Origin of the sequence: Streptomyces sp. NPDC087420 (assembly GCF_044744165.1) — a bacterium.
In the GTDB taxonomy this organism is placed as follows: domain Bacteria; phylum Actinomycetota; class Actinomycetes; order Streptomycetales; family Streptomycetaceae; genus Streptomyces.
Genome location: NZ_JBIUXU010000013.1, coordinates 188,050 through 210,952, shown reverse-complemented (window position 1 = coordinate 210,952; position 22,903 = coordinate 188,050). Strand labels below are relative to the sequence as shown.

At 69.4% G+C, this 22,903-nt stretch carries 21 protein-coding genes; 16 read left to right on the top strand and 5 right to left on the bottom strand.

Annotation, left to right across the window (positions count from 1 at the left end; genetic code table 11):
* The first annotated feature begins 53 nt into the window (after nt 1-53).
* From ACIO1C_RS27065 to ACIO1C_RS27035, 7 genes are all read left to right on the top strand, one after another.
* Nucleotides 54-563, top strand: coding sequence for a hypothetical protein (locus ACIO1C_RS27065; RefSeq protein WP_401867885.1), 510 nt, complete (start codon nt 54-56; stop codon nt 561-563).
* Entirely contained in the window at nt 560-2,389 is a 1,830-nt protein-coding gene (locus tag ACIO1C_RS27060) for an alpha/beta hydrolase (RefSeq protein ID WP_401867882.1), read from the top strand. Before ACIO1C_RS27065 ends, ACIO1C_RS27060 begins: the two co-directional genes overlap by 4 nt.
* A 95-nt stretch (nt 2,390-2,484) precedes the next feature.
* Nucleotides 2,485-2,940: a hypothetical protein gene (locus ACIO1C_RS27055; protein ID WP_401867879.1), complete on the top strand. Its 456-nt coding sequence runs from the start codon at nt 2,485-2,487 to the stop codon at nt 2,938-2,940.
* Nucleotides 2,941-3,217: 277 nt separating this feature from the next.
* Complete coding sequence (locus tag ACIO1C_RS27050; RefSeq protein ID WP_401867876.1) at nt 3,218-4,360, top strand: hypothetical protein; 1,143 nt, start codon at nt 3,218-3,220, stop codon at nt 4,358-4,360.
* A gap of 50 nt (nt 4,361-4,410) precedes the next feature.
* Entirely contained in the window at nt 4,411-4,989 is a 579-nt protein-coding gene (locus ACIO1C_RS27045; RefSeq protein WP_401867873.1) for a Uma2 family endonuclease, read from the top strand.
* A gap of 189 nt (nt 4,990-5,178) precedes the next feature.
* Complete coding sequence (locus ACIO1C_RS27040; RefSeq protein WP_401867870.1) at nt 5,179-6,123, top strand: hypothetical protein; 945 nt, start codon at nt 5,179-5,181, stop codon at nt 6,121-6,123.
* Nucleotides 6,124-6,207: 84 nt separating this feature from the next.
* Nucleotides 6,208-6,546, top strand: coding sequence for a hypothetical protein (locus ACIO1C_RS27035; RefSeq protein WP_401867867.1), 339 nt, complete (start codon nt 6,208-6,210; stop codon nt 6,544-6,546).
* Here ACIO1C_RS27035 and ACIO1C_RS27030 read toward each other — a convergent pair.
* The gene (locus ACIO1C_RS27030; RefSeq protein WP_401867864.1) at nt 6,515-7,354 is read right to left on the bottom strand and encodes a hypothetical protein; all 840 of its coding nucleotides are present in this window, start codon (nt 7,352-7,354) and stop codon (nt 6,515-6,517) included. The two genes, ACIO1C_RS27035 and ACIO1C_RS27030, sit on opposite strands and share 32 nt — an antisense overlap.
* A 502-nt stretch (nt 7,355-7,856) precedes the next feature.
* Between ACIO1C_RS27030 and ACIO1C_RS27025 the strand changes: the two genes are divergently transcribed.
* The 4 genes from ACIO1C_RS27025 (at nt 7,857) to ACIO1C_RS27010 (ending at nt 12,785) form a co-directional block, all read left to right on the top strand.
* Nucleotides 7,857-9,158 (top strand): aspartate kinase, encoded by a 1,302-nt coding sequence (locus ACIO1C_RS27025; protein WP_401867861.1) that lies wholly within the window; start codon nt 7,857-7,859, stop codon nt 9,156-9,158.
* Nucleotides 9,155-10,213, top strand: coding sequence for an aspartate-semialdehyde dehydrogenase (locus ACIO1C_RS27020; protein ID WP_401867858.1), 1,059 nt, complete (start codon nt 9,155-9,157; stop codon nt 10,211-10,213). The genes ACIO1C_RS27025 and ACIO1C_RS27020 overlap by 4 nt, the downstream gene beginning before the upstream one ends.
* Nucleotides 10,214-10,707: 494 nt before the next feature.
* Nucleotides 10,708-11,283, top strand: coding sequence for a SigE family RNA polymerase sigma factor (locus ACIO1C_RS27015; RefSeq protein WP_401868130.1), 576 nt, complete (start codon nt 10,708-10,710; stop codon nt 11,281-11,283).
* Nucleotides 11,284-11,504: 221 nt separating this feature from the next.
* Entirely contained in the window at nt 11,505-12,785 is a 1,281-nt protein-coding gene (locus ACIO1C_RS27010) for a hypothetical protein (protein WP_401867855.1), read from the top strand.
* A 98-nt stretch (nt 12,786-12,883) separates the two neighbouring features.
* Here ACIO1C_RS27010 and ACIO1C_RS27005 read toward each other — a convergent pair whose 3' ends face one another.
* Together ACIO1C_RS27005 and ACIO1C_RS27000 are read right to left on the bottom strand one after the other, a co-directional pair.
* Nucleotides 12,884-13,648, bottom strand: coding sequence for an SURF1 family protein (locus ACIO1C_RS27005; RefSeq protein WP_401867853.1), 765 nt, complete (start codon nt 13,646-13,648; stop codon nt 12,884-12,886).
* 281 nt (nt 13,649-13,929) lie between these two features.
* Entirely contained in the window at nt 13,930-15,756 is a 1,827-nt protein-coding gene (locus ACIO1C_RS27000) for a S9 family peptidase (protein WP_401867850.1), read from the bottom strand.
* A gap of 165 nt (nt 15,757-15,921) precedes the next feature.
* On the opposite strand from ACIO1C_RS27000, the gene ACIO1C_RS26995 reads away from it, so the two are divergent.
* The 3 genes from ACIO1C_RS26995 to ACIO1C_RS26985 all read left to right on the top strand — a co-directional run bounded on the left by ACIO1C_RS26995 (nt 15,922) and on the right by ACIO1C_RS26985 (nt 20,195).
* Nucleotides 15,922-16,623 (top strand): hemerythrin domain-containing protein, encoded by a 702-nt coding sequence (locus ACIO1C_RS26995; RefSeq protein WP_401867847.1) that lies wholly within the window; start codon nt 15,922-15,924, stop codon nt 16,621-16,623.
* Between the two features lie 337 nt (nt 16,624-16,960).
* Nucleotides 16,961-18,865 carry an ABC transporter ATP-binding protein gene (locus ACIO1C_RS26990; RefSeq protein WP_401868128.1) on the top strand — a complete coding sequence of 635 codons (1,905 nt, stop codon included), beginning with the start codon at nt 16,961-16,963 and terminating at the stop codon, nt 18,863-18,865.
* Between the two features lie 817 nt (nt 18,866-19,682).
* Entirely contained in the window at nt 19,683-20,195 is a 513-nt protein-coding gene (locus ACIO1C_RS26985; RefSeq protein WP_401867844.1) for a hypothetical protein, read from the top strand.
* 21 nt (nt 20,196-20,216) lie between these two features.
* Here ACIO1C_RS26985 and ACIO1C_RS26980 read toward each other — a convergent pair whose 3' ends face one another.
* Entirely contained in the window at nt 20,217-20,495 is a 279-nt protein-coding gene (locus ACIO1C_RS26980; RefSeq protein WP_401867841.1) for a hypothetical protein, read from the bottom strand.
* 49 nt (nt 20,496-20,544) lie between these two features.
* The gene (locus ACIO1C_RS26975; RefSeq protein ID WP_401867839.1) at nt 20,545-20,997 is read right to left on the bottom strand and encodes a hypothetical protein; all 453 of its coding nucleotides are present in this window, start codon (nt 20,995-20,997) and stop codon (nt 20,545-20,547) included.
* A gap of 315 nt (nt 20,998-21,312) precedes the next feature.
* On the opposite strand from ACIO1C_RS26975, the gene ACIO1C_RS26970 reads away from it, so the two are divergent.
* Nucleotides 21,313-21,609: a hypothetical protein gene (locus ACIO1C_RS26970; protein WP_401867836.1), complete on the top strand. Its 297-nt coding sequence runs from the start codon at nt 21,313-21,315 to the stop codon at nt 21,607-21,609.
* Between the two features lie 34 nt (nt 21,610-21,643).
* Nucleotides 21,644-22,837 carry a hypothetical protein gene (locus ACIO1C_RS26965; protein ID WP_401867833.1) on the top strand — a complete coding sequence of 398 codons (1,194 nt, stop codon included), beginning with the start codon at nt 21,644-21,646 and terminating at the stop codon, nt 22,835-22,837.
* Nucleotides 22,838-22,903 lie beyond the last annotated feature (66 nt).

The following is a 22,903-nucleotide window of genomic DNA, read 5'->3' as shown; positions in this document are numbered from 1 at the left end:
CACGCGTAGCAGCGGGCCGGAAGAGGAACACGGGGACGCGGAGGGCGGCGGCTGTGCGGTACTCGCAGGGGTGGCAGGAGGTGTTCGCGCTGTCGGAGCTGCCGACGGGGCGATCGTCCGAGGGGTCCGTGGGGGCCGGCGGGTCCGGCGGGTCCGGCGGGTCCGGCGGGTCCGGCGGGGCCGAGTCCAAGATGTCCCTGGCGTCGAGCGGTCCGGGCGCGTCGAGTGGTGCGGGACGGCTGAAGCACACCACTGGTCCGTGGACGAGCGCGTCCGGCACGGCGAGCACCCTGCGGACCACCACAGAACGGAGCCGCGCCCGCCTGCGCCCGGCGCACGAGGGCGTGGTGGCCGGCGGGCAGGGACTGTCGGCGGTGGCGGCGGCCACGGCGGTACTGGCCTCCTGGGAGGAACGCCTCACCGCGGTACGCGGCGAATGCGGCTACCTGGCGGGGGCGTTGAACCAGGTGGGCAAGGAGATGGGGGAGACGGACACGGCGGTGGGGACCGGGCTCCAGGCGGTCAGGACAGCCCCGGCGGACGAGCGGCACGAGCGCCGATGACCGACTCCACCCTGACCTGGCAGCGATTACGGGACCTGAAACCCACGGAGTTCGAGGACGCGGGCGACGGCTGGCACGAGGTGTCGGCGCGGGCCGAGGCGGACCGGGACGCGGTGGACCGGGCGATGACGGCGAAACTGCGGGAGACGCAGGAGAGCGAGTCCGCCCGGGCGGCGATCGCGAGGCTGCGCCGGCTGAGCAGGAACTACCAGTACGTGCACACCGAGGCGGCGCTGATCAGGACGACGCTGAACGGCCTGTCGACCGAACTGACCAGAGCCCAGCGAGAACTGACGGAGGCTCTGGAGGACGCGACGGCGCTCAACTTCACGGTCCAACCGGATGGCACGGTGAACTACCCACCGGCGAAGGCGGACACGTATCTGGGCGATGCGCTGGGCGGCGGGGAGGCCCCGGGAGGCAGAGCGACGGGCAACGCGGCCCAGACGCTCCAACTTCCTGGCCTGACAGACGAATACACAGCGCCCTTACCGTCGGGCGCCCCCGCTCCCCTCCCCAACCCGAACGCGGCCAAGGCCCAAGCCATCGCGGACCGCATCGCGAGGGCGGTGAGGTCGGCGACGGAGATCGACGACCGCTACACCCGAGCCCTGAACAAACTCAAGGCCGCCAAGGGCCTGGACGTCACCGAAGCAACCCTGGCGGACACCACCCGAGACACGGCAACGGTCCGCGAGACGGCGGAACGCTACCTGGAACGCGGCATCCCGTCGGAGAGGTCTCCCCAGGCCGTCAATGGGTGGTGGAACTCTCTGACGGAGGAACAACGCAACGACTACATGGAGGTCGCCCCCGACCTGATCGGCAACCTGGACGGCATCCCCTCCCTCGCCCGCGACGAGGCAAACCGCCACTACCTCCCGGTACTCATCGACCAGTTGGAGAAACAGGGCGGCGAGGACGCGAAGGCGAAGCTGGAGGGCCTTCGAGGAATCGAGAAGAGGCTGAACGAGCCCAGCCGTGTGCCGATGTTCCTGCTCGGCATCGGAACAGAGGGCAACGGCCGCGCGATCGTGTCGTACGGGAACCCGGACGCGTCGCGGAATGTGTCGGCGTACGTGCCGGGGCTGGGGACGAAGCTCGATGGGGAATTCGCCGAGGGGACCTTGAATCGCGGTTTTGACACCGCGAAGGGCGCACGGATGCATGACAGATCCTCCGCCGCGATTGTGTGGCTCGGCTATGACGCTCCTCAGAGCCTGGACGTCATGGGCGAGGGCGACGCGGCGCGAGGAGCCCCCGCCTACAACAGCTTCATGGACGGTCTGGGCGCCACCAACAAGCACAAAGACCCACATCTCACGGCGATCGGCCACTCCTACGGCTCATTCACGGTCGGTACGGCGGCTCAACTAGAGGGCGGCATTCCGGGCGCGGACGACATCATCCTGCTCGGCAGCCCAGGTACCGGTGCGGACAGGGCTGAGGACCTCGGCGTAGGCAAGGACCACGTCTTCGTCGGAGCGGCCGAGAACGACCCGGTGACCAAGCTTCCGTCCTCGCAGCAGGCGTGGGCAGGCGGCGCGGGCTTCTTCGTCGCCGGCCCAGCAGGTGCGTATGCCGCAGGCGACATCGCGGACCAGGATGACGACGATCTGTGGTTCGGCAAGGACCCGGCAAGCGAGGCCTTCGGCGCCAGACGCTTCGGCGTCGCAGACGGACCCCGGCCCTTCGTCGACGGGCAGGGACCCACACCAGCGCATTCCAACTACTTTTCACCGGAAGAGGATCGGGTGTCCGCAGGAAATATCGCCAGGATTGTCGCGGGGAAGCCCGAGCAGTTGGAGACGCAGGAATGGCGATGAATCGGTCGGTGAGATGTGTACCTGTCCTGCTGCTGGCGGCAGTACTGCTCGCTGGGTGTGGGAACGTCGGAAATGACAAGGGAGCCCCAGCCACCATGAACATGCAGGAGGCGGCAGAGCGTTCGGACTCGCTGCTGGACGCCACGTTCGGAGCGATTCGGCCGGAGGTCCAGTGGGCCCACGACGACACGTCCGCCGGGACCTGTGACGTGGTCCGTCGGCGGGTCGTGCTGACCGTTGTCTCGGAACAACGGCGCGGCAGCTTCCTGGGCGTCATCGAACGGTTCTGGAAGAAGAGCGGGTTCGACATCATCTCCGTGAACCGCAGCGTGGATTCTCCCGACATCTACGCGAAGACGGCCGACGGATTCACGATCGGTCTGATCATCGGCGACAAGGGCCAGGCCTTCTTCGAGGCGGACACTCCGTGTGTCGAGAAATCGGCGGTGGCCGAGCCCGCCAGTAAGCCCAATGGCCCGGCGTACGCGGGGGTTCAGATCCCGTACCCCAACGTCCACTCCGCCTTCTGGTCGGCGCCCCGCGCCAACTGAACGCGCCCCCACCCGCCGCGCATGCGATTCCGCAGGTCGGCCCGGGGCTTGAGCCTCGGGTTCCGGGCCTCGGGGCTCGGGCTCTTCCCATAGGAGTGGGAGGTGGTGGGAACCCAACCTCCCACCCAAGTCCCTCGCCGACCAGGCGAGATGACTTTCCGTGCTCGGCTTGCGCCGCAGCGTGGTGACCGTTTAGCGTTCGGAGCATTAAGCGGCCCCGGCCGGTGCGCCAACACCGGGCCCCGGGGCCTGACCAACGTATCGAGAGTCATCGATAGTGGCTTACGCCGACTTTAGTGCTGCCCTGCCCGCGCCCGCACACCCCCCGGCCAATCCCGGGTACGGGAAGCGCTGCGCGCCCGACCAATGCCCGCGTGGCGAGGCCGACTTCGTACATCTGCGCACGAGGGAAGCGGCGATCGCCGCGTACATCGATCGCCTGCCCGAGGGCGCCGCGATCGGGTACAAGGCCCTCGCGGCGAACATCGCCGACTACGGCCAGCAGGCCTGCGGCAAGGCGCTGAACTTCCTCTCGGACGCCGGGCATCTGCGGCGCGTGAAGGAGCATCTCCAGCTGGAGGACAACAGTTTCCGCTGGGTGACGCACACGTACTTCTCGCGTACGTCCAGGGACGACGCCTGGTGGACGGCGTTTGTGCGGCGGCTGCACGGGGTTGACCTCACCGAGCTGGAGCGCCGGAAGAGGGCGGCGGAGGCGGTGGCCGCAGCGGCGGTGGAGGCGCTGGGGGAGGTGGTGGAGGTGGTGGAGGGCGGACCCGTTCGTGACGTGTCCGTTCGGCCCGACCCCGTACAGCCTGCCGCCGCACCCGCACCCGCACCCGCCCCCGCGCAGTCGGCCACCGCACCCCCGCAGCCCGCCCCCGGCCCCGCACCCTCGGAGGCCTACCGCATTCTCGCGAGGCTCGGGCGCACCGAGCCCCGCATGACCCTGTCCGCCCGCGAGTGCGCCGCGCTCGAATCGCTCGCCGCCGAGTGGCTGGCGCGGGGCGCGACGCCCGATCACCTGGTGCGTTCGCTGACCGCCGGGCTGCCGCAGCCGTTGCGCAGCCCGGGGGCGATCGCCCGTACCCGACTGGAGAGCAAGATGCCGCCCGAGCCGTTCCACGCCCCCGCCCACGTCAATCTCGCGGTCATGGTCTGCATGACCTGCGACGTCGCCGACAACGTGAAGCCGCTGATCCGGGGCGTGTGCCTGGACTGCCGTGAGGAGATGGCGGCGTACGACGCGGCCGAGGACGCGGGCGTGGTCATCGACCGGGTACCGGACACGTTCCTCGCCGTCCCCGCCCAGGTGAACGTCGCCCGCCGCGCCGACGAGTGCCGAGCCATGGCCGGCTTCAAGGCCCGCCCGATTCCGCAGCAGATGCACGCGCCTCTCGGGCAGGCGCGGGCGGAGTGAGCGTGCGGGAGAGCCTGGTCAGGGCACCATTGAGGGGAGGAGGCGACGCCATGACCCCCAGTACCGCTGACCGACCCCAGATGTCGATCGAGGAATTCGAAGAGCTTGCGCGCCACGCGCCCGAAACGGTGCGGCTGGAGTTCATCAAGGGAAAGGTCCAGGTCAAGGCCGTGCCGGACGGTAACCACAACGAGATCGTGAAGTGGTTGCAGAAGCAGTGCATTCAGCACAGGCCCGAGCTGTGGCTCTATGGGGAGCAAGGGCTGAAGGTCGATACGTACCGCAGCGGACGTGCCCGGCCGGACGGGACACTCGCGCGTGACGACCACTTCGTCGGCGCCGGGGAGTGGGCCGCGCCCGACGGTGTGCTGTTGGTCGCCGAGGTCAACTCGTACGACGCAGATACCGACAGGCGCGACCGCATCGAGAAGCCCGACGGGTACGCGGCGGCCCGGATCCCCGTCTATCTGCTCGTGGACAGGGACGCGTCTTCTGTAACGGTCCACTCTGAACCGGAGAACGGGGTGTACCGGGCCGTCACCACCCGGCCCTTCGGCGCCCTTGTCGAACTCCCCGACCCCGTCGGCATCACCCTCGACACGGAGAAGCTCAAGCACTACGCGGACTGAGCGTCGAGGCGCGCGGTCGCCGTGTTCCGGGCGCTTTCTGACGGGAGTTGAACTCTGGGGTTCCCGGGGCCGTATGTCTGGTGGGGGCGGGCGGGGTGACCTTGGCTGCTCCCGGCGTACTGGATCGGCACGTACGGCCGTACAACTGTGCGGTCGCGCACTCGGCCCCGACACGGAATGGACTCGACCGTGACTGCTTCTTCGGCAAGTTCGACCGGCACCTCCCGACCGACCTGGCGCGTGCGCCTCACCGCCCTCGCCATGGGTACCCTCGCGGCCGGGGCGCTTGTCCTCACCGGCGGTGTCTCCGGGAACACGGCGAACGCCGCGAACGCCGCGAACGCCGCGAACGGTACGAACGCCGCGAATGCCGCCGCACCCACCGTCGTAGCCTGCCCCTCCGCCTCCTGCCGGTCCCTCGCGTCCGGGCTCGGCGAGCCCGTCACCTCCGTGGTCGACGCGAGCGGCAACGCGTACATCACGTACGCCAACGGCGACCTCCGCAAGGTCGCCCTCGCCTCCGGTGCCAAGACCACCGTCGCCAAGGGCCTCGGCAATCTGCGCGGAGTCGACCTGGACGGCAACGGCGGTGCGTACGTCGGTGACTTCGACGGGAACCTGCGGAAGGTGAACCTCGCGACCGGCTCCCAGGAGCTGCTCGCCGCCGGGCTGGGACCGCTGCACGGCATCGTCCACAGCGCTGGTGTCACGTACGCGACCGGTGGAGCCGGGAAGTTGTACGAGGTACGGCCGGGGCAGCCCGTACGCGTGGTCGCCGCCGGCCTCGGGCTCTCCCAGGGCATCGCGCTCGACGGCAAGGGATTCGCCTACACCGCCGACATGATGACCGGGCGCATTCTCCAGACCGATCTGGCCTCCGGCGCGGTCAAGAGCCTCGCCAAGGAGCAGTACGAGCCGACGTCCATCTCCGTCGGGAGCGACGGACAGGTGTACTTCGCCGTGGGTTCGGAGGTGACCCGGCTGAATCCGGTCACCGGCCAGGCCGTCGAGATCGCCACCCTGCGCGGTCTCAACTCCGTCTTCTTCAAGGTCGACAAGAACGGGGACGCCTACGCGACGGACGTGGTGAGCGGCGGTGGCTCGCTCTGGAAGATCACGGGTCTGGTGGGGTAGTTCTCCGGTCGTGGTCGGGTAGTTTGGTTGCGCATTGAACAAACGTCGTCGTCGGAATGGACTCGGTCGCTCATGCCTGTACGTGTGAAACGTGTGACACGCGCGACCGGCCCGACGACCGCGCCCGCCTGTACGGCGCTGTCCACCGCCGCGTTCCCCACGAAGCGTCGTACGGAACACGCCCGGCGCGTGCGGCGTACCGCCCTCGCCATGGGCGCGCTCACCGCGCGGAGCCTGGTCGTGGCCGGTGGCGTACTGGTCCAGGCGGCGGCGAGAGGCGCGGCGGACACCCCCGTACCCGCCCTCTCCGCCGCCGCCAATCAGCCGCACACAGGCGCGAACCCGTCCCGGCGCGGCGCCGGGACGGGGTGCGAGTTCTGCCGGGAGGCGATCAGCCGAGCTTGGCCAGCTGTGCGTCGATGATGTCCTTGGGCTGCTTGGTCTCGCCGCCCGCCAGGCTGATCGACATGAAGGTCGCGAGCAGGCCGTCCTTGCGCACGGCCACCAGCGGGGACGAGGTGGCCTCGCCCTCCACCTCCGAGGTCACGGTGAAGGCGACCGCCTCGTCGCCGGCCGTGTAGGTGGCCGGGGCGACCTTCGTGACCTTCGTCTTCTCCCCGTCGGCGGTGTACGTGAAGCCTCCCGCGCACGCCTTGCCCGCCGCGCGCAGCGCCTCCAGCGCCTCCGGGGCGCCCTGTCCGGCGTAGGAGTTGAGGGTCTCGGCGGCGATCGTCATGTTACCGAGGGCGGCCAGCGTGTCCTCGGGCGAGGCGTCGGCAGCCGGCTTCTCCGGGACGCTCGTGAGCCTGATGGGCGCGGACGCGGCGGGCTTGCCCACCGGCCGGAAGCCCAGGATGTCGACCAGCGGGGCGCACGCCTCGTTGTCGGTGGTGATGCCCTTCCCGATGGCGATGTCGGCCGCGGAAGCCTTGGCGATCTTGTAGCCCTTCACGTCGCCCTCGGCCAGCGCCAGCTTGTCCAGCTCGGCCTGGGACAGGGCGGTGGCGTCGGCCGCGTCCGCCGCGGGCTTGGCCGCGGCGCTCGCCTTGGACTTGTCGGCGGACTTGCCGGCCTTCTTGTCGGAGTCGGCCGAGCTGTCGTCGGAGCCGCCGCAGGCGCCGACCAGCAGGGCGAGGGAGAGCGCGGACGCGGCGACGGCGGTACGGCGGACGAGGGTGCTGCCCGCGGTGGTACGGGTGGTGGTGGTACGGGCGGTGGTGGTGCTGCGCATGAAACGGTTCCTCTGGGTCTCGGTGAACAACGGTCCCCCCGCGCGACGTTCACCGTTCGGCGACACGCAGATGCTGGTGGATTCTGTTGGTTGACCGAAAATACGTTTCTTTGCCGTCCCATGATCAAGAAATGAGACCCGCCGTGGGGATTGTGATGCTCACGCAATCCCAGAGCCGTCCGATCGAGACGCGTTCCCGTACAACCCTCGCGTACAACACTCGCGACCCTCGCGTACGACCCTCGCGTCGGTGCGACTCGCCGCTTTGTGGTGTGACGTGGGTTACGTTCCGCGTGGCCCAGGTGATCGCGGGCATGCATGCTCACCGAGCGGCCGCGCCGACCCCCGGGTGACCGGCCACGCACCGTCCAGTAATCATTCGGTGATCATCCAGTGAGCTGGACATCTCACGATGTGGTATAGCCAGGGCGTCGTACGGCCGCTCGTTAGACTGAGCCGACAGTAGTGATGGCAGTAGTGATGGATTGAGCGAGGAGCGCACGTGGGCCTTGTCGTGCAGAAGTACGGAGGCTCCTCCGTAGCCGATGCCGAGGGCATCAAGCGGGTCGCCAAGCGAATCGTCGACGCCAAGAAGAACGGCCACCAGGTCGTCGTCGTGGTCTCGGCGATGGGCGACACGACGGACGAGCTGATCGATCTCGCCGAGCAGGTATCGCCGATCCCGGCCGGCCGTGAGTTCGACATGCTGCTGACCGCGGGAGAGCGCATCTCCATGGCGCTGCTGGCCATGGCGATCAAAAACCTGGGCCACGAGGCCCAGTCGTTCACCGGCAGCCAGGCCGGCGTCATCACCGACTCGGTCCACAACAAAGCGCGCATCATCGATGTCACGCCGGGCCGGATCCGTACGGCACTGGACGAGGGCAACATCGCCATCGTCGCCGGTTTCCAGGGGGTGTCCCAGGACAAGAAGGACATCACCACCCTGGGGCGGGGCGGCTCGGACACCACCGCCGTCGCCCTCGCGGCCGCGCTGAACGCCGAGGTCTGCGAGATCTACACCGACGTCGACGGCGTCTTCACCGCCGACCCGCGGGTCGTGACGAAGGCCCGGAAGATCGAGTGGATCTCGTTCGAGGACATGCTGGAGCTGGCGAGTTCCGGCTCCAAGGTGCTGCTGCACCGCTGCGTCGAGTACGCACGCCGTTACAACATCCCGATCCACGTCCGCTCCTCCTTCTCGGGGCTGCCGGGCACGTGGGTCAGCCACGAACCGCTCAATCGCGAACCGCTCAGTCACGAACCGCAAGGGGACCGCAAGGTGGAGCAGGCCATCATCTCCGGTGTCGCCCACGACACCTCCGAGGCGAAGATCACGGTCGTCGGCGTCCCCGACAAGCCCGGCGAGGCCGCCACGATCTTCCGCGCCATCGCGGACAACGAGATCAACATCGACATGATCGTGCAGAACGTGTCCGCCGCGGCCACCGGTCTGACCGACATCTCGTTCACACTGCCCAAGTCCGAGGGGCGCAAGGCGATCGACGCGCTGGAGAAGACGAAGGCGAAGATCGGCTTCGACTCGCTGCGGTACGACGACCAGATCGCCAAGATCTCGCTGGTCGGCGCCGGCATGAAGACCAACCCGGGGGTGACGGCGGGCTTCTTCGAGGCGCTGTCGAACGCGGGCGTGAACATCGAGCTGATCTCGACCAGTGAGATCCGCATCTCGGTCGTCACCCGCGCGGACGAGGTGACGGAGGCGGTACGCGCCGTTCACACCGCCTTCGGCCTCGACAGCGACTCCGACGAAGCGGTGGTCTACGGAGGCACCGGGCGATGAACGGCAAGCCGACGCTGGCGGTCGTGGGTGCGACCGGTGCCGTCGGCGCCGTCATGCTCCAGATCCTGTCGCAGCACGCCGACGTCTGGGGCGACATCCGGCTCATCGCCTCGCCCCGTACGAACGGCCGCAAGCTGTCCGTACGGGGCCGGGAGACCGAAGTCGTCGCGCTCACCGAGCAGGCGCTCGACGGCGTGGACGTCGCGGTGTTCCTCGTACCGGACGACGTGTCCACCCAGTGGGCACCCGTCGCCGTCGCCAAGGGCGCGGTCGTGGTGGACAACTCGGCGGCTTTCCGGATGGATCCGGACGTTCCGCTGGTGGTGCCGGAGCTCAACGCCCATGCCGTACGGTCCCGTCCGCGCGGCATCGTCGCGAGCCCCGGCTGCGCCACGCTGTCGATGGTCGTCGCGGTGGGCGCGCTGCACGCCGAGTTCGGGGTGCGCGAACTGGTCGTCTCCTCGTACCTCGCCGTCAGCGCCGCCGGCCAGGACGGCGTCACCGCGCTGCGCGACCAGCTCTCCCTCGTCGCCGGTACGGATCTCGGTACGCATCCGGGCGACGTACGCCGCGCGGTGGGGGACACCACCGGCCCCTTCCCCGCCCCGCTGGCGCTCAACGTGGTGCCGTGGGCCGGTTCGCTCCAGGGCGGCGGCTGGTCGTCGGAGGAGATGGCGATCCGCGACGAGACCCGCAAGGTCCTGGACCTGCCCGGGCTGAGAATCTCCGCGACCTGCGTCAACGTCCCCGTGATCACCGCCCACTCGGCGGCCGTACACGCGCGTTTCGAGCAGGAGATCACCGTCGACCGGGCGCACGAGATCCTGGCGACCGCGCCGGGCGTGGTGCTGTTCGACAACCCGGGCGCCGGCGATTTCCCCACGCCCGCGGACGTGGTGGGTACGGACCCGACGTGGGTGGGGCGCGTACGGCGGTCGCTGGACGACCCCCGGGCCCTGGAACTGTTCGTCTGCGGCGACAACCTCCGTAAGGGCGCGGCCCTCAATGTGGCGCAGATCGCCGAGGCGGTGGCGGTCGAGCTCTCGAAGCTCTGACCTGTCACCGGTCATGCCCTGTCATCGGTGCGTGCCTGAACTTCCCCTGCCCTGGCCTGAACTTCCCCTGCCCTGGCGGCAGTCAAGAGAAAACCGGAAGCCCCGGATCCTTAAGTGTTTGTAGGATCTGTGAACACCCTGTGATCAAGACGATGGTCTGTACCACTTGAACTGCTATGTCGTCGTGTCCGACGATGCGTATCAGTCTTTCTGTGGGTTTCCTTCGGGAGTTCCGCAACCGCTCGCTCGCCGGGAGGCGTCTATGCGGTCGCGCCTGTGGGGGTGCGGGGTGCCGCGAGCAAATGGGGCATTGGGGGAGATCAGGTACGCATGACGGTATTTGGTGCAGCGTCAAATGGGTGGGCTTACGCGTACAACCCTGACGGGGGGGAGCGTGTCCAACAGGCGTGGCAGAGGTTCTCGACATCACAGCGATCGTCCCGGTGCGCGGCGCGGCAGTGCGCCCCGTCCGGCGTCCGCGTGCGCCCGGCGGTATGCCGGTGATCGCCCGCATGCCCGCCGCGCGTTCCACCCGCATTCCGTCCCAGCGCGACGGCAGTGACGACACGGCGGCGGCGGGTACGACCGTCGACCACCTCACGGAGACCTACCGCGCGCACTACCGTTCGCTGCTCGGTCTCGCCGCCCTGCTCCTGGACGACACCGCCTCCTGCGAGGACGTCGTACAGGAAGCCTTCATCCGGGTGCACTCCGCGCGCAATCGGGTACGGGAGCCGGAGAAGACCTTGGCGTATCTGCGCCAGACGGTCGTGAACCTCTCCCGTTCCGCGCTGCGGCGGCGGATCCTGGGACTCAAGCTGCTCTCCAAGCCGATGCCCGACATGGCGAGCGCGGAGGAGGGGGCGTACGACCAGCTGGAGCGGGACGCGCTGATCAAGGCCATGCGCGGGCTCCAGCGGCGGCAGCGCGAGGTGTTGGTGCTCCGGTACTTCGCGGACATGACGGAGGCGCAGGTCGCCGAGACCCTCGGGATATCGCTGGGCTCGGTGAAGGCGTACGGCTCGCGGGGCATCAAGGCGCTGCGCGTCGTGATGGAGGCACAGGCATGAAAGGGCGCGGCTTCGGCCGTACGAACGGCCGGGGAGACGGAGACGGCCGTGAGAACGCGCGGCGCGGGCCGGGCGGGTGGGGCCGCGACGGGGACCGGGGCCAGAACCGCGAGAGAGACCGTGAGAGGGATCGCGCGGGGGATCGCGCGGGAGACCCTGCGGGAGATCACGCGACGGACCACGCGACGGACCACCGGCCGGGCGACGAGCTCGACGCGCCAATGAACGACCTGACTGGAAACGGAATTGTGAACAACGGGCCGGAGAACGAGCTGAGTGGCCTGGCCAAGGCCCTCGGCGGCGACAACGGGGCTGCTACGGGCGCCGGCAGGGGCGGCGGCGGGAACGGTGGCGACGCCGGGAGCGTCGCCGGGGGGCTCGGGTCCGTAGGGGGTGGCTCCGGTATCGGTTCCGGCTCCAGCCTTGCTTCCCTTCTCTCACCCGACTCCGGCTCTGGCTCTGGCTCCGGCTCCGGCTCTGGAGACGACGAACTGGCGCTGCGCCGGCTGTTCCACACCGCGGTCGAGGATCTGGAGCCGTCCGACGGCGCGCTCGATCACCTCCGCAGGGCGGTCCCGACCCGGCGGGCCAGGAAGCGGCAGGCGATGGTCGGCGTCGCGGCCGCCGCGTTGCTGTGCGGTACGGCCGTTCCGGCGTTCGTCCATGTCGCCAACTCCAGCAGCGCGTCCGACGAAAGTGCCATCAACGCCGGTCACGGTACGAACGACCAGGGCGGCGGCGGCAACGAGAAGTCCTCGGGCGGGATCCAGAAGGACACCGACCACCTGCCGGGCGAGGCGTCGGAGGACGCGGACGCGTCCGGGAAGCCCGACGAGCCCAAGGACACGGCATCGGGTTCCGTCAACGGCGGTGCGGGGGGTACGGCGCGGCCGGACGAGACCTTCGCCGCCTCCTCGCCCGTGTGCGACCCGGGCCAGCTCAACGTCGTGACGGCCAAGGCGGGGAGCCCGACGGCGGACGGCACGGTGTACGGGACCTTCCGCGTCGCCAACGTCTCGGGTACGGACTGCTCGGTCGCCGGCAAGGGCTCGGTCAACTTCACGGCGGCGGGCGCGGCCGACCGGGGCAAGATCATGGTCGTGCAGCACACGGCGGGCGACCAGGCGAGCGGCCTGCCGGACCCGTCCCAGGAAGCTTCGGGGCTGGTCCTCGCTCCGAACAGCGCGTACGAGGTGCAGTTCGCCTGGGTGCCGGCCGAGACCTGTCCGACGAGCGAGGCCTCCCCGGATCCCTCGCCGACGGACAACGTGTCGTCGGGCGGCAGCGCGGGCAGCGGCTCCAACCCGGGCTCGGGCGCCACGTCCGGCACGGACTCGACCAACACCGTCCCGCAGCTGGTCAACGACGACGGCGGCACGGAGGACGGCAGCGTCATCGTCTCCCACACGGCGGAACCAGGCTCTCCGGTCGCCCAGGCAGTCATCCCCAACGCGTGCGCGGGCACGATCTACCACACGGGCGTGCTGCCACCGTCTACGTAGGGGGCCGGCGAGGCGGGCGGGTCGGCCGACACGGGGGCCGGGCCGAACGGGCGGCCGGGCGGACGAGCGGCCGGGCGAGCGGTCGGCCGGGTGACGGCTCAGGCGGCGGTGTCCAGCCCCAGATCCAGCCCGAGCGCCCGGTCCTTCGCGGTCTCCACCTCACGCCGGAACAACCGGAACCACATGAAGACCACGAACCCCGCGAACACGAACCACTCACCCGTGTACCCGAGGTTCTGGAACGCCTTCAGGTCGAGCCCAGTGTTCTCCGCCGCGGTGGCCGGTACGGGCAGCAGCCCCGGCGACGCCTGGCTGACGGTGACCCAGGCGTCGTACACCTGGTACGGCACGACGTTGATCAGCGACGCCGCGCTGATCATCCCGAGCTGTCCCCGCGGCAGCCCGCCACTCGTATGCACCCCGGTGGAGCCGGACGTCTCGGACGCCTGGAGCGCACCGGTCACGGTGACCTCGCCGGCCGGCGGCGCGGGCACCTTCTTGCCGTCGGCCACCCAGCCGCGTACGACGGGGAGCGCCTTGCCGCCGTCCGTACGCAGCAGAGTCAGGACGTACGAACCGTCCTTCCCGTCCAACTCCCGGTTTGGCACGAGGAACTGGTCGCCGTACCGGCCGGTCGCCGTCGTGTGCCGGCCGGAGGTCTCCTGATCGACGGGCAGCAGCTTCGCCAGCGGCGCGGCGTCCTGCGTGCCGGGGTCGGGCCGTTTCTCGGCCGCGTTCTGGGTGGCGACACGATCCTCGAAGCGCCCGAGCTGCCAGGTGCCCATGAAGATGCAGACGGGGATCGCCAGGACGACGAACAGATTGATCCCCCACCAGTGGGGAGTCACCAGGAAGCGATACACCCCTCCACGGTACGGAACGCCCCCCACCCCCCACTCCCCGGGTCCCGCTACCTCCCCCCCCCGAAGGGCCCCACCCCCACAAGCCCAGCAGGGCCCCGGCCCCTCCCGCGCCCCGAACCTGACCACCACCGTCCCCCGGACGGCCCAACCCCGGCCCTCTCCCCCCGTTGACGCCCCCGTCGAGCCGAAGGCCCCCGTGGAGCCGAAGGCCCGCGTCGAGCCGGAGGCGCTCCCGCCCCGCACAGGAGCCCACCCCAGCAGCGTCTCTCCCCCCTCCCGGGCTACCCCAAATGCCTCGCCGCGAAGTCCAGCTCCATCCGGACCTGCTTGATCCGCTCCTCCACGACCAGCGAACCGTGACCCGCGTCGTACCGGTACACCTCGTGCGGCGCGCCCCGGGCCGCCAGGCGGTCGACGTAGTTCTCCACCTGCTGGATCGGGCAGCGCGGATCGTTGACCCCGGCCGAGATGTAGACCGGCGCCCGTACGGCGTCGACGTACGTGATCGGGGACGACGCCGCGAACCGCTCCGGCACCTCCTCCGGCGTACCGCCCAGGAGCGTGCGGTCCATCGCCTTCAGGGCCTCCATCTCGTCGTGGTACGCCGTCACGTAGTCGGCGACCGGCACCGCCGCCAGCCCCAGCGCCCACACCTCGGGCTGCGTGCCGAGCCCGAGCAGCGTCAGATAGCCGCCCCACGAGCCCCCCGACAGGACCAGCTTCGCCGGGTCCGCGAGACCGGACGTCACCGCCCACTCCCGGACCGCCGCGATGTCCTCCAGCTCGATCAGCCCGACCCGGTACTTGAGCGCGTCCGTCCAGTCGCGCCCGTACCCCGTCGACCCGCGGTAGTTGACCCGTACGACAGCGAACCCGTGGTCCACCCACGCGGCAGGACCGGCGGCGAACGCGTCGCTGTCGTGCCACGTCGGCCCGCCGTGGATCTCGAAGACCGTCGGGAACGGCCCCTCGCCCGCCGGCCGCTGCACCAGCGCGTGCACCCGCCCGCCGGGACCCGGCACCCACGCGTCCTCCACCGGCACCGACGCGGGCGCGGCGGGACCGGGGGGATCGAGCACGACCCCGCCCGCCGTGGACCGTACCTCCGGCGGACGCGCGGCCGACGACCACAGATACTCGACGCTCCCGTCCGGCCGGGCCGTCGCCCCCACCACCGTCCCGGGCGGAGTGTCCACCTGGATCAGGGCGCGCCGGACGAAGTCGTACCGCCACAGCTCACCGCGGGCCTCGAAGCTGTGCGAGACCAGCAGCCCCGACCCGTCCGGATACCACTCGGCATTGACGTCCCCGGGCAGCTCGATGGCGAGATCGGTCTCCTCGCCGGTCAGCGGGTCCCAGATGATCGGCTCCCAGCGCCCCCGCCGCTGATGTCCGACGAGCAGCCGGCTGTCCCCGGCCACCGGCGCGAACCCCAGCACCTCAAGGCCCAGCTCGCGCGTCCCGCCCGCGGTGTCGTCGAGCTCGGCGACCACCGAACCGTCCAGCCGCAGCACCCGGACCGCCGAGTGCATCGCGTCCCCGTGCTCGGTGTGCTCGATCGCGAGCAGATCGCCGTCGTACGACAGGTCCCCGACCCCCGCGGACTCCCGGTGACGGTAGATCTCGACGGGCGGCTGCCCCGGCCGTACGACATGGAGGGTCGACCCGTCCTCGTCGGTGGACCGCCCCACGATGGAGGTGCCGTCCCGCCCGAGCGCCAGCCCGCCCGGATAGGAGGGCTCGAGCCCCGGCGTCGCGGGCTCGTCCCCGGCCCCCGCCTCTTCCTTGGATGCGGTCGCGGTCCCGGTCCCGGACGTCACGAACGGCTGACGCATCCAGACCCCGAACTCGTCCCCGTCGGTGTCGGAGAACCACCAGATCCACTCGCCGTCAGGAGACAGCACCCCGTCCGTGGTCCCGTTCGGCCGGTCCGTCGCCTGCCGCTGCTCGCCGGTCGCCCGGTCCCACGCGTACAGCTCGTACGTCCCTGTCGCGTTCGACACGAACAGCGCCCGCTGCGGAGCGTCCTCCGCCCAGTCGGGCAGCGAAACCCGCGGCGCCCGGAAGCGCTTCTCCCAATCCGGCATCGAACCGGTGATCTGAGTCATGACCCCATTCTGCGCCCGAGCCCGGACATTCGGTCGGCGTGCCGCCCAGCCTGTGGACAAGTGCCTGTGGATAACCCTCCCGGCCAGGTCCGAGATGCGCGGCCCCGCCGCCGGGGGCACTGTGGGGGGCGGACGCGTCACGGAATCGAGGCCGAGGACCAGACCATGGCTGCTTCACCCCAGGCGGGGGCCGAAGGCTCCAAGATGTACGACGAGCTGCTCGCCGTACACATGATCATGCGCCGGGGCGCCGCTCTCGTCACCGCGTCCTTCGCGCGTCTGACCGCCGGGGAGGCGGTCGACGTCAGGGCCCTGGTCAAGACGTCCCGCTGGCTGATCGCGTTTGTGCATCACCACCACGCGAGCGAGGACGAACTGTTCTGGCCGGTCCTCCGCGGCCTCTTCCCGTCCTCGATCGCCGTACTGGACAGCCTGACCGCCGAACACGAAGCCCTGGACACGGAGCTGCACACCCTGGCGAGGGCCGTGGACGGCATCGCCGACCCGGACGTCACGGGGGAGCGCGCGAAGACCCTCGCGGTCGTCGGCCAGGCGGCCCTCGCCGGCCTGCCGTCGGCGCAGAAGGTCCAGGACCTCCTGGCGACCCACCTGGACAGGGAGGAACCGGTTCTGCGCGACCTGTTCCCCCAAGTCCCGGACGCCGACATCATCCGTGTCCGCAAAGCCATCATCCACAGCGCCCCGCGCGACAGCCCGCACCTGGTGTTCGGCCTGATGGAGGACCCTGTACGAGTGCCGGGCCACGACACGCTGGCAGCCAACTTCCCACCCCCACTGCGCTGGCTGCGCCCCCTGCTCCTGACCCGCTACCGCACCACCAAGAAGTCCCTGGGCGCCACGCGCTGACCGCTTCGTACGGGACGCCGGCTCGTACCACCGCCACGCGCCGGATGTGCCCCGCACGCGCCGCCGCCGACGCACCGTGCGCCCTCTCCCGCGAGGGGTGCCAGGCGATTGAATGCCGGGGAGCGGAGACGGTCACCCACGCACGACACGAGCGGGAGTGCGTATGGCGAGGCGGAAAACCCACACCGGCAAGACCAACACGACAGACAACACGAAGCCCTCCACACCCCCAGACCCCCCGGAGAGCCCAGACACCCCAGACACCCCGGACACCCCGGACACTCCACAAGTCTCAGAGTCCGAGGAGCTGCTCTTCGGCGGAGCACTGCGGTACGACATGGGCTGGAACAAGCACGAGGACGCCTTCTTCCAGCTGAACCTCCGATCCATGGTCACGCGCCTGCCACGACTGCTGCGTACGACAGGGCAGTTGGCGTGGGAGGCAGACCGAAGCGCCCTGCGCCTGGTCGCGTTCGCCGAGGCCGGGCGGGGGATCAGCCAGGCGGTCGGCCTGATCGCCGTGAACCGCGTCCTCGCCCACCTCCTCGGCGACGGCACCACCGCCGAGCGACTCACCGACGCCGGCGGCGCGTTGGCGCTCGCAGGAAGTACGGCCCTGGTGAGCGCGGTGCTACGGGCCCTGGCCACGGCGGGTACGGGCCAACTGGAGCCGAAGGTCGAACGGGTCGCGACCGAGCGGTACTTGTCGCACACGGCCAGGGTGGAACTGGAGGCGGTCGAGGACGACGAGTTCCACAAACTCCTCGACAGTGCCCAGTACGGGGCGGGTTCGGCGCGGCGCATGGTGCAGTACTGCCAGAGCGTCCTCAACGCCCTGATGTCCCTCGTCGCGGCCGCCGGCGTCCTGGCCGTACTGCACCCGGTGCTGCTGCCGCTGCTCGTCACGATGACGCTGCCCAGCGCGTGGGCGGCCCTGTCGGTGGCCAGGCGCCGTTACCTCTCCTTCCAGGTCTGGGTGCAGCACTCCCGGGCCGGCCACCTCATCAGCCAGATGCTGATCTCCACGGACGCGGCACCCGAGATCCGTGTCCACGACGTCGGCCCCTTCCTCCTGCACCACTTCCGGGCGATGTCACAGTCGCAGGAGGCGGAACAGCGCAGGCTGGCAAGGCTCGCGGCCCGTACGGGACTGATCGCGGCCGGCTGGACGGGACTCGCCACGGCCGCCGCGTACGCGACCCTCGGCGGACTGCTGTGGACGGGGTCGATGGCTCTGGCGGTGGGCGGTACGGCGGTGTTGGCGATCCGGAGCGGTTCCGCGAGCCTGGAGAACCTGGTCCTCCAGGTCAACTACCTGCACGAGGAAAGCCTGTTCGTAGGAGACCTGCACCGGCTGTGCGAGGAGGCGGTCACACGGTCCATCCCGACGGGGGGCCTCCCTCTTCCCCCCAACCCCTCCGAGATCACCTTCGAGAACGTGGAGTTCACCTACCGGGGCAAGGACAACAAGCGAGCGCTGGACGGCGTCAGCCTCACCATCCCGACGGGGAAGATCGTCGCGCTGGTGGGCGAGAACGGCAGCGGCAAGAGCACCCTGATCAAGCTGCTCTGCGGCCTCTACCAGCCTGACTCGGGCCGCATCCTGTGGGACGGCGTGGACGCCTCGAAGGCCGACCGCCAGGAGTTGGTCTCGCGGGTGGCGGTCGTGGGACAGGACTTCTACCGCTGGCCGTTCACCGCGGCGGTGAACATCAGCATCGGCAGAGCCGACGTACCCATGACTCCCCAACGCCTCGACGAGGCCGTCCGCTACGCGGGCGCGGAGGACCTGATCGCCGAACTCCCGCGCGGCTGGCAGACGTTACTGGCCCGCGGCTACAAGGGAGGCCACCAACTCTCAGGCGGCGAATGGCAACGCCTGGGCCTCGGCCGCGCCCACTACCGCGCCGGCCAGATCCTCATCGTCGACGAACCGACCTCGGCCCTGGACGCCAAGGCGGAACAACGCCTCTTCGAACAGATCCGCACCCTCGCCGACGCGGGCCAGACGGTCATCCTCATCACCCACCGCCTGGGCTCGGTCCGCGCGGCAGACCTGATCCACGTCCTGGACCACGGCCGAGTGGTAGAAAGCGGCACGTTCCCCACCCTGATCGCCGACCACACCCCGGGCCCCAAACTCTTCCGATCCCTCTACCAACTCCAAGCAGCCCAATACACCACCCCCCCCACATCCCCCACCCCACCCGTCCCCACCCAAAAGGCCACAACCAACACCTGACCCCAGACAGGCGCGTGTGGCGCCCGGACCTGGCGCACGAGTTCATCGTGGTCGGTCGTGCGGCAGATCCTCCGGACCGGTGAAGGCGGCAAGGTACCGGAACTCCCCGTAGGTCCCGCCCTGGAGAGAGTACGGCTGCCAGCTGAGGGAATAACTCCCCCTCAGAACACGTGTGTTCGACTTGTAGTCGCCCCCACCCCAAAGAAGCTCCCCAGAAAGCGTGCGCCCTTCATGGATGCGGAAGTCCTGGTCGCGCGTCGCGTTACTGCCGGGTTTGGGCGGTGACCACAACCCTGGTTCGTTGGTGATGAGGAGCGCCAGACCGTTCTGCTCGGACCGGTCACCGAAGCGCTCAAGCCGGGCGATGTCAAAGACGAACCCCCGACGCCCCACGTCGCGAGCCCCGTGCGACCTCAGCGCATACTCCTCCGGGGGCGAACCGGCCGTACCGGACCAATACACGGTGTAGTACTTGAACTCAATGGCCGTACGGCCCGAAGGCCCCCAGCACAACAGGTCAAGGTACTCACGACGACCTCCGGCCGCGGCCGGCTGCCGTACCTCCAGTCTGGACCGAACCGAGGGCGCGAGCTCCCACAGAGCCCGAGCGAAACCGTGCTGAAGATCCGCCTCAGAATGAAAAACAGGCCGCTCCCGCCGAAGCCATTCCATGACCTCCCCCAACGGCACCTCACCGGCAATGAGCCCGGACGTACCACTCACCGCAACTGTCATCTCGCCACCCCCAACTACAGCGCCACCCCTCCCACAGGCGACGGATCTTGCCCCACCGTCCCACCCCTCCTAGGTTGACCACATGGGTTTCTTCGACATGCTGACCGGAACCACGCGTCCCGCCGACGGCGTCGCGCCGGGTTCGGCCGGCGAGGTACGGATAGCTCTGCTCGGCCTCAACCAGCCGGATGTGCCGTACGTCGTCCGCGACGGCGCCGCGTACGGAGCCGACTTGATGGCGGAGTGGCGGATGGCGGAGCCCGCCTGGCAGACCCTCTTTGTCGAGTCCCAGCTGACCCGCGCGGTCCGGATCCGGATGCGCGTGGTCCGGGAGACCCATGAGGTCCGCGTCATTGAGGAGCAGTGGGAAGTCACCCGGGTCGGGAATCCGCCGAGGCTTGCGATGTCGTCGAAGTACACGCGCGGACCGGACAGGACCGTCTCCCGCCGCTGGACGGTCGGGCGCGGGGAAAATGGCCGCCTGGAAGCGACAGAGATCTTCCGCTTCGACGCCAGGGATCTGCGAAACCCCCTCCGAGACGCCGTTCTCACGTTGGGCTGGACCTGGCGCGGAGTGATCCTCGGCAAGCTGTGAGGTGGCCCGACCCGCTGTTTCTCAGACTCCGAGGTCCATGAGACGTCGCCGGGCCGCGCTCCACACCTCTTCGAATTCCTGGAAGGTCATGGGCACCTCGAGGTGCCCTTCCCAGTCGGCGACGGGCAATCCGGCGGTGAAGCCGTACCGGACGTCGTCCTCATCGGCCGACGCGGCCACGATGGGTCGCCGTCCAGGCCCTTCGAGCTCGACTTGCCGGCTCACCCACCCGTCGTCGCCGACCTCGAAGTAGAACCACGTGTCCTCGTCGTCCCAGTAGCTGCGGAACCATCTGGTCACCGACTCATCCTGCCCCACCGATATCCTCCCCTCCCAACTCCCACCAGGGTCATCCGAACCAGACGACAAGCCGTACGTTCTCCGCGCCGTGCAGCCCACTCAGTGTCCGCATGACCTCCCAGACGGGTCCCCACTGGGTGGTGTCGCCCGCGACCGCACGACGGCTGTGTACGCCAGAGCCGTCGGCCGCGTCCCAGTCGGCGGCGACCAACTCGGCCCACGAGATCCAGGTGGCGCCATGAGCGTATGCGGATCCGCCATAGGCGGAGAAGCCCGCACGCACTCCGTCGGACGTGTCCTCCGGCAGACCACGATCCACGGCCAGCGGCCGGAACCCGAAGATGTTGCGTACGCCGAAGAGACAGGCGAGCGCGTCATAGGCGTTGCCAACGTTGAGGAGGAACAGATCGATGGCGGCCACCCAGACCGTGTCTTCATCTTCCTCGCCCCAGATCAGGGCTCCCGGCCTGCACTCGATCATTCCGCCGACGTCCGTGGACATGCCGGGATTCTCGGTGCATTAGCACGTCCCGGGGGCGCACCGGCGGCCGCTCCGTCCCGCGACCTGCTGGGCCACGCAACCGGTGATTCGCCGGGGCCGCATCCGGATTTCCGGACCTGGCGTCCACGCCGTCTGGCACTCCGACGACAGCGCTCACCTTCAGGTCGATCTGGCTTCGGAACCTGCGCCCACGGCAGGGGGCGCAGGCGCCCCCGTGCTCTACGGTCTTCATCTCGGGTGCGCGTGCGCGTAGGCGGAGTGGGCCGGAGCCTATGGAGATGCCGATGTGCTGCCGGCACTTCGTCTCCTGCGCAGGTGCTCCTGGACCGCACGCCGCTCAATGGAACAGCCCGCTTCGTGCCGGGGGTGCCGGTGCCGAGTGATACGCGAAGTCCGTTCCATCACATCGGGTATCTGGAAGCCCTGTGCAATGGAAGCATGCAGCTGTGCACGATGGCCCATGCCGTCTCGTCCGATCTGCTCGCCGACTACGGTGTCTACGAACCGACTCTGCTGAGGCCAGACGCCACCGTGCGGGCGCAGTGCCTCGCACAGCGCGAGCGGGCCGAGATGGAAGCGTGGCTCGTGTCCACGTCGGAAGGCGATCAGTGAACACGATCGCGAGACGACAAGGTTGGGGCAGCAAGTGACTGATCAACCGGTATTCGTCCTGGGCCGCGATCTGCAGGCCTTGGAGCCGGCCGCGTTCGAGACCGAGGAAGAGTTTCAGGAGCTCCTCGCTCGCCATCCGCGTGTGCTGGATTTCGGCTCGCCGGCCGAAGGGCAGTCGTTGCGGCTGGTGTTGGTGGCGCGGGAGATGGGCGTTCCGACGAGTGCCGAGAGCGGTCCGGCGTACTGGCTGGACCATCTCTTCGTCGACGCCGACGGGGTGCCCACTCTGGTGGAGGTCAAGCGGGCGAGTGATACGCGTATCCGCCGCGAGGTGGTGGGTCAGATGCTGGACTACGCGGCGAACGGAGCGCGGTACTGGCCTGGAGCGCTGCTCCAACGCTCCTTCGAGGAGACCTGCGTCGCGGACGGCCGATCGCTGGAGGAGGCGTACGGGGATCTGCTGCTCGGTGACCGTTCCCCGGAAGAGTTCTGGTCGACGGTCGAGGAACGCCTGGCCGCCGGGCAGATGCGGCTGCTGTTCGTCGCGGACCGGATCCCGCTGGAGCTGAGGGCCATCGTCGAGTTCCTGAACCGGCAGATGCGGCAGACGGACGTGTACGCGGTCGAGTTGACGCAGTACCGAGGCGACGGAGACCTTCGCGTCTTGGTCCCGCGCATCCATGGGGAAGTCGCTACGGCGGCGAAGTCTCCTTCCAGCCGTCGCGCTACGCAGAGGACCACGCGTGCTGGCATGAACACGGTGATAGGGGCTCGCCTCGCCCCGGAACCGAAGCGGATCGCGACCGCACTGCTTGATCACGCGGCGGCCAGGGGACGGCTGGAGGGTGGTACGGCCAAGTACCCGAGCATGTCCGTCTACTATCCCGTCGCCGGTCAGCAGGTGCCGATCTGGACGCTGTCCTTGTACGACAACCCCGCGAAGGAGGAGCTCGCCTTCAGCTTCGGATCGATCACCCATCGCCTCGGCCTCGACGGGGCGGCCGGGTTCGCGGAGTCACTGCCGGCTGTTCCCGAGTTGGCGAAGAAGCTGGCAGCGCAACGGGAGAAGGGCTACAAGGGCTGGCCGTCGGTCTCTCTGTCCGCCATCGCAGCCGAAACCGGCGCGGTAGAGGGGATCCTGGCGGCGATTCAGCAGCTCATGGATGGCCAGGAAACTTCGCCTGATCGGCTGGACAGAGCTGTCGTTCCACAGGCAGGGCGACCGTAGGCACCGGTCCGCGATCGGTGCGCACCTCCCACTCGCCGACGCACACCGTGTGGTGGAACGGGGAGG

What these genes read in the sequence shown, in the direction of transcription:
- ACIO1C_RS27060 (WP_401867882.1), top strand. Translation starts at nt 560, where the DNA reads ATGACCGACTCCACCCTGACCTGGCAGCGATTACGGGACCTGAAACCC.
- ACIO1C_RS27055 (WP_401867879.1), top strand. Translation starts at nt 2,485, where the DNA reads ATGAACATGCAGGAGGCGGCAGAGCGTTCGGACTCGCTGCTGGACGCC.
- ACIO1C_RS27045 (WP_401867873.1), top strand. Translation starts at nt 4,411, where the DNA reads ATGACCCCCAGTACCGCTGACCGACCCCAGATGTCGATCGAGGAATTC.
- ACIO1C_RS27030 (WP_401867864.1), bottom strand. Translation starts at nt 7,354, where the DNA reads ATGCGCAGCACCACCACCGCCCGTACCACCACCACCCGTACCACCGCG.
- ACIO1C_RS27020 (WP_401867858.1), top strand. Translation starts at nt 9,155, where the DNA reads ATGAACGGCAAGCCGACGCTGGCGGTCGTGGGTGCGACCGGTGCCGTC.
- ACIO1C_RS27015 (WP_401868130.1), top strand. Translation starts at nt 10,708, where the DNA reads ATGCCGGTGATCGCCCGCATGCCCGCCGCGCGTTCCACCCGCATTCCG.
- ACIO1C_RS27010 (WP_401867855.1), top strand. Translation starts at nt 11,505, where the DNA reads ATGAACGACCTGACTGGAAACGGAATTGTGAACAACGGGCCGGAGAAC.
- ACIO1C_RS27000 (WP_401867850.1), bottom strand. Translation starts at nt 15,756, where the DNA reads ATGACTCAGATCACCGGTTCGATGCCGGATTGGGAGAAGCGCTTCCGG.
- ACIO1C_RS26995 (WP_401867847.1), top strand. Translation starts at nt 15,922, where the DNA reads ATGGCTGCTTCACCCCAGGCGGGGGCCGAAGGCTCCAAGATGTACGAC.
- ACIO1C_RS26990 (WP_401868128.1), top strand. Translation starts at nt 16,961, where the DNA reads ATGGGCTGGAACAAGCACGAGGACGCCTTCTTCCAGCTGAACCTCCGA.
- ACIO1C_RS26985 (WP_401867844.1), top strand. Translation starts at nt 19,683, where the DNA reads ATGGGTTTCTTCGACATGCTGACCGGAACCACGCGTCCCGCCGACGGC.
- ACIO1C_RS26975 (WP_401867839.1), bottom strand. Translation starts at nt 20,997, where the DNA reads ATGTCCACGGACGTCGGCGGAATGATCGAGTGCAGGCCGGGAGCCCTG.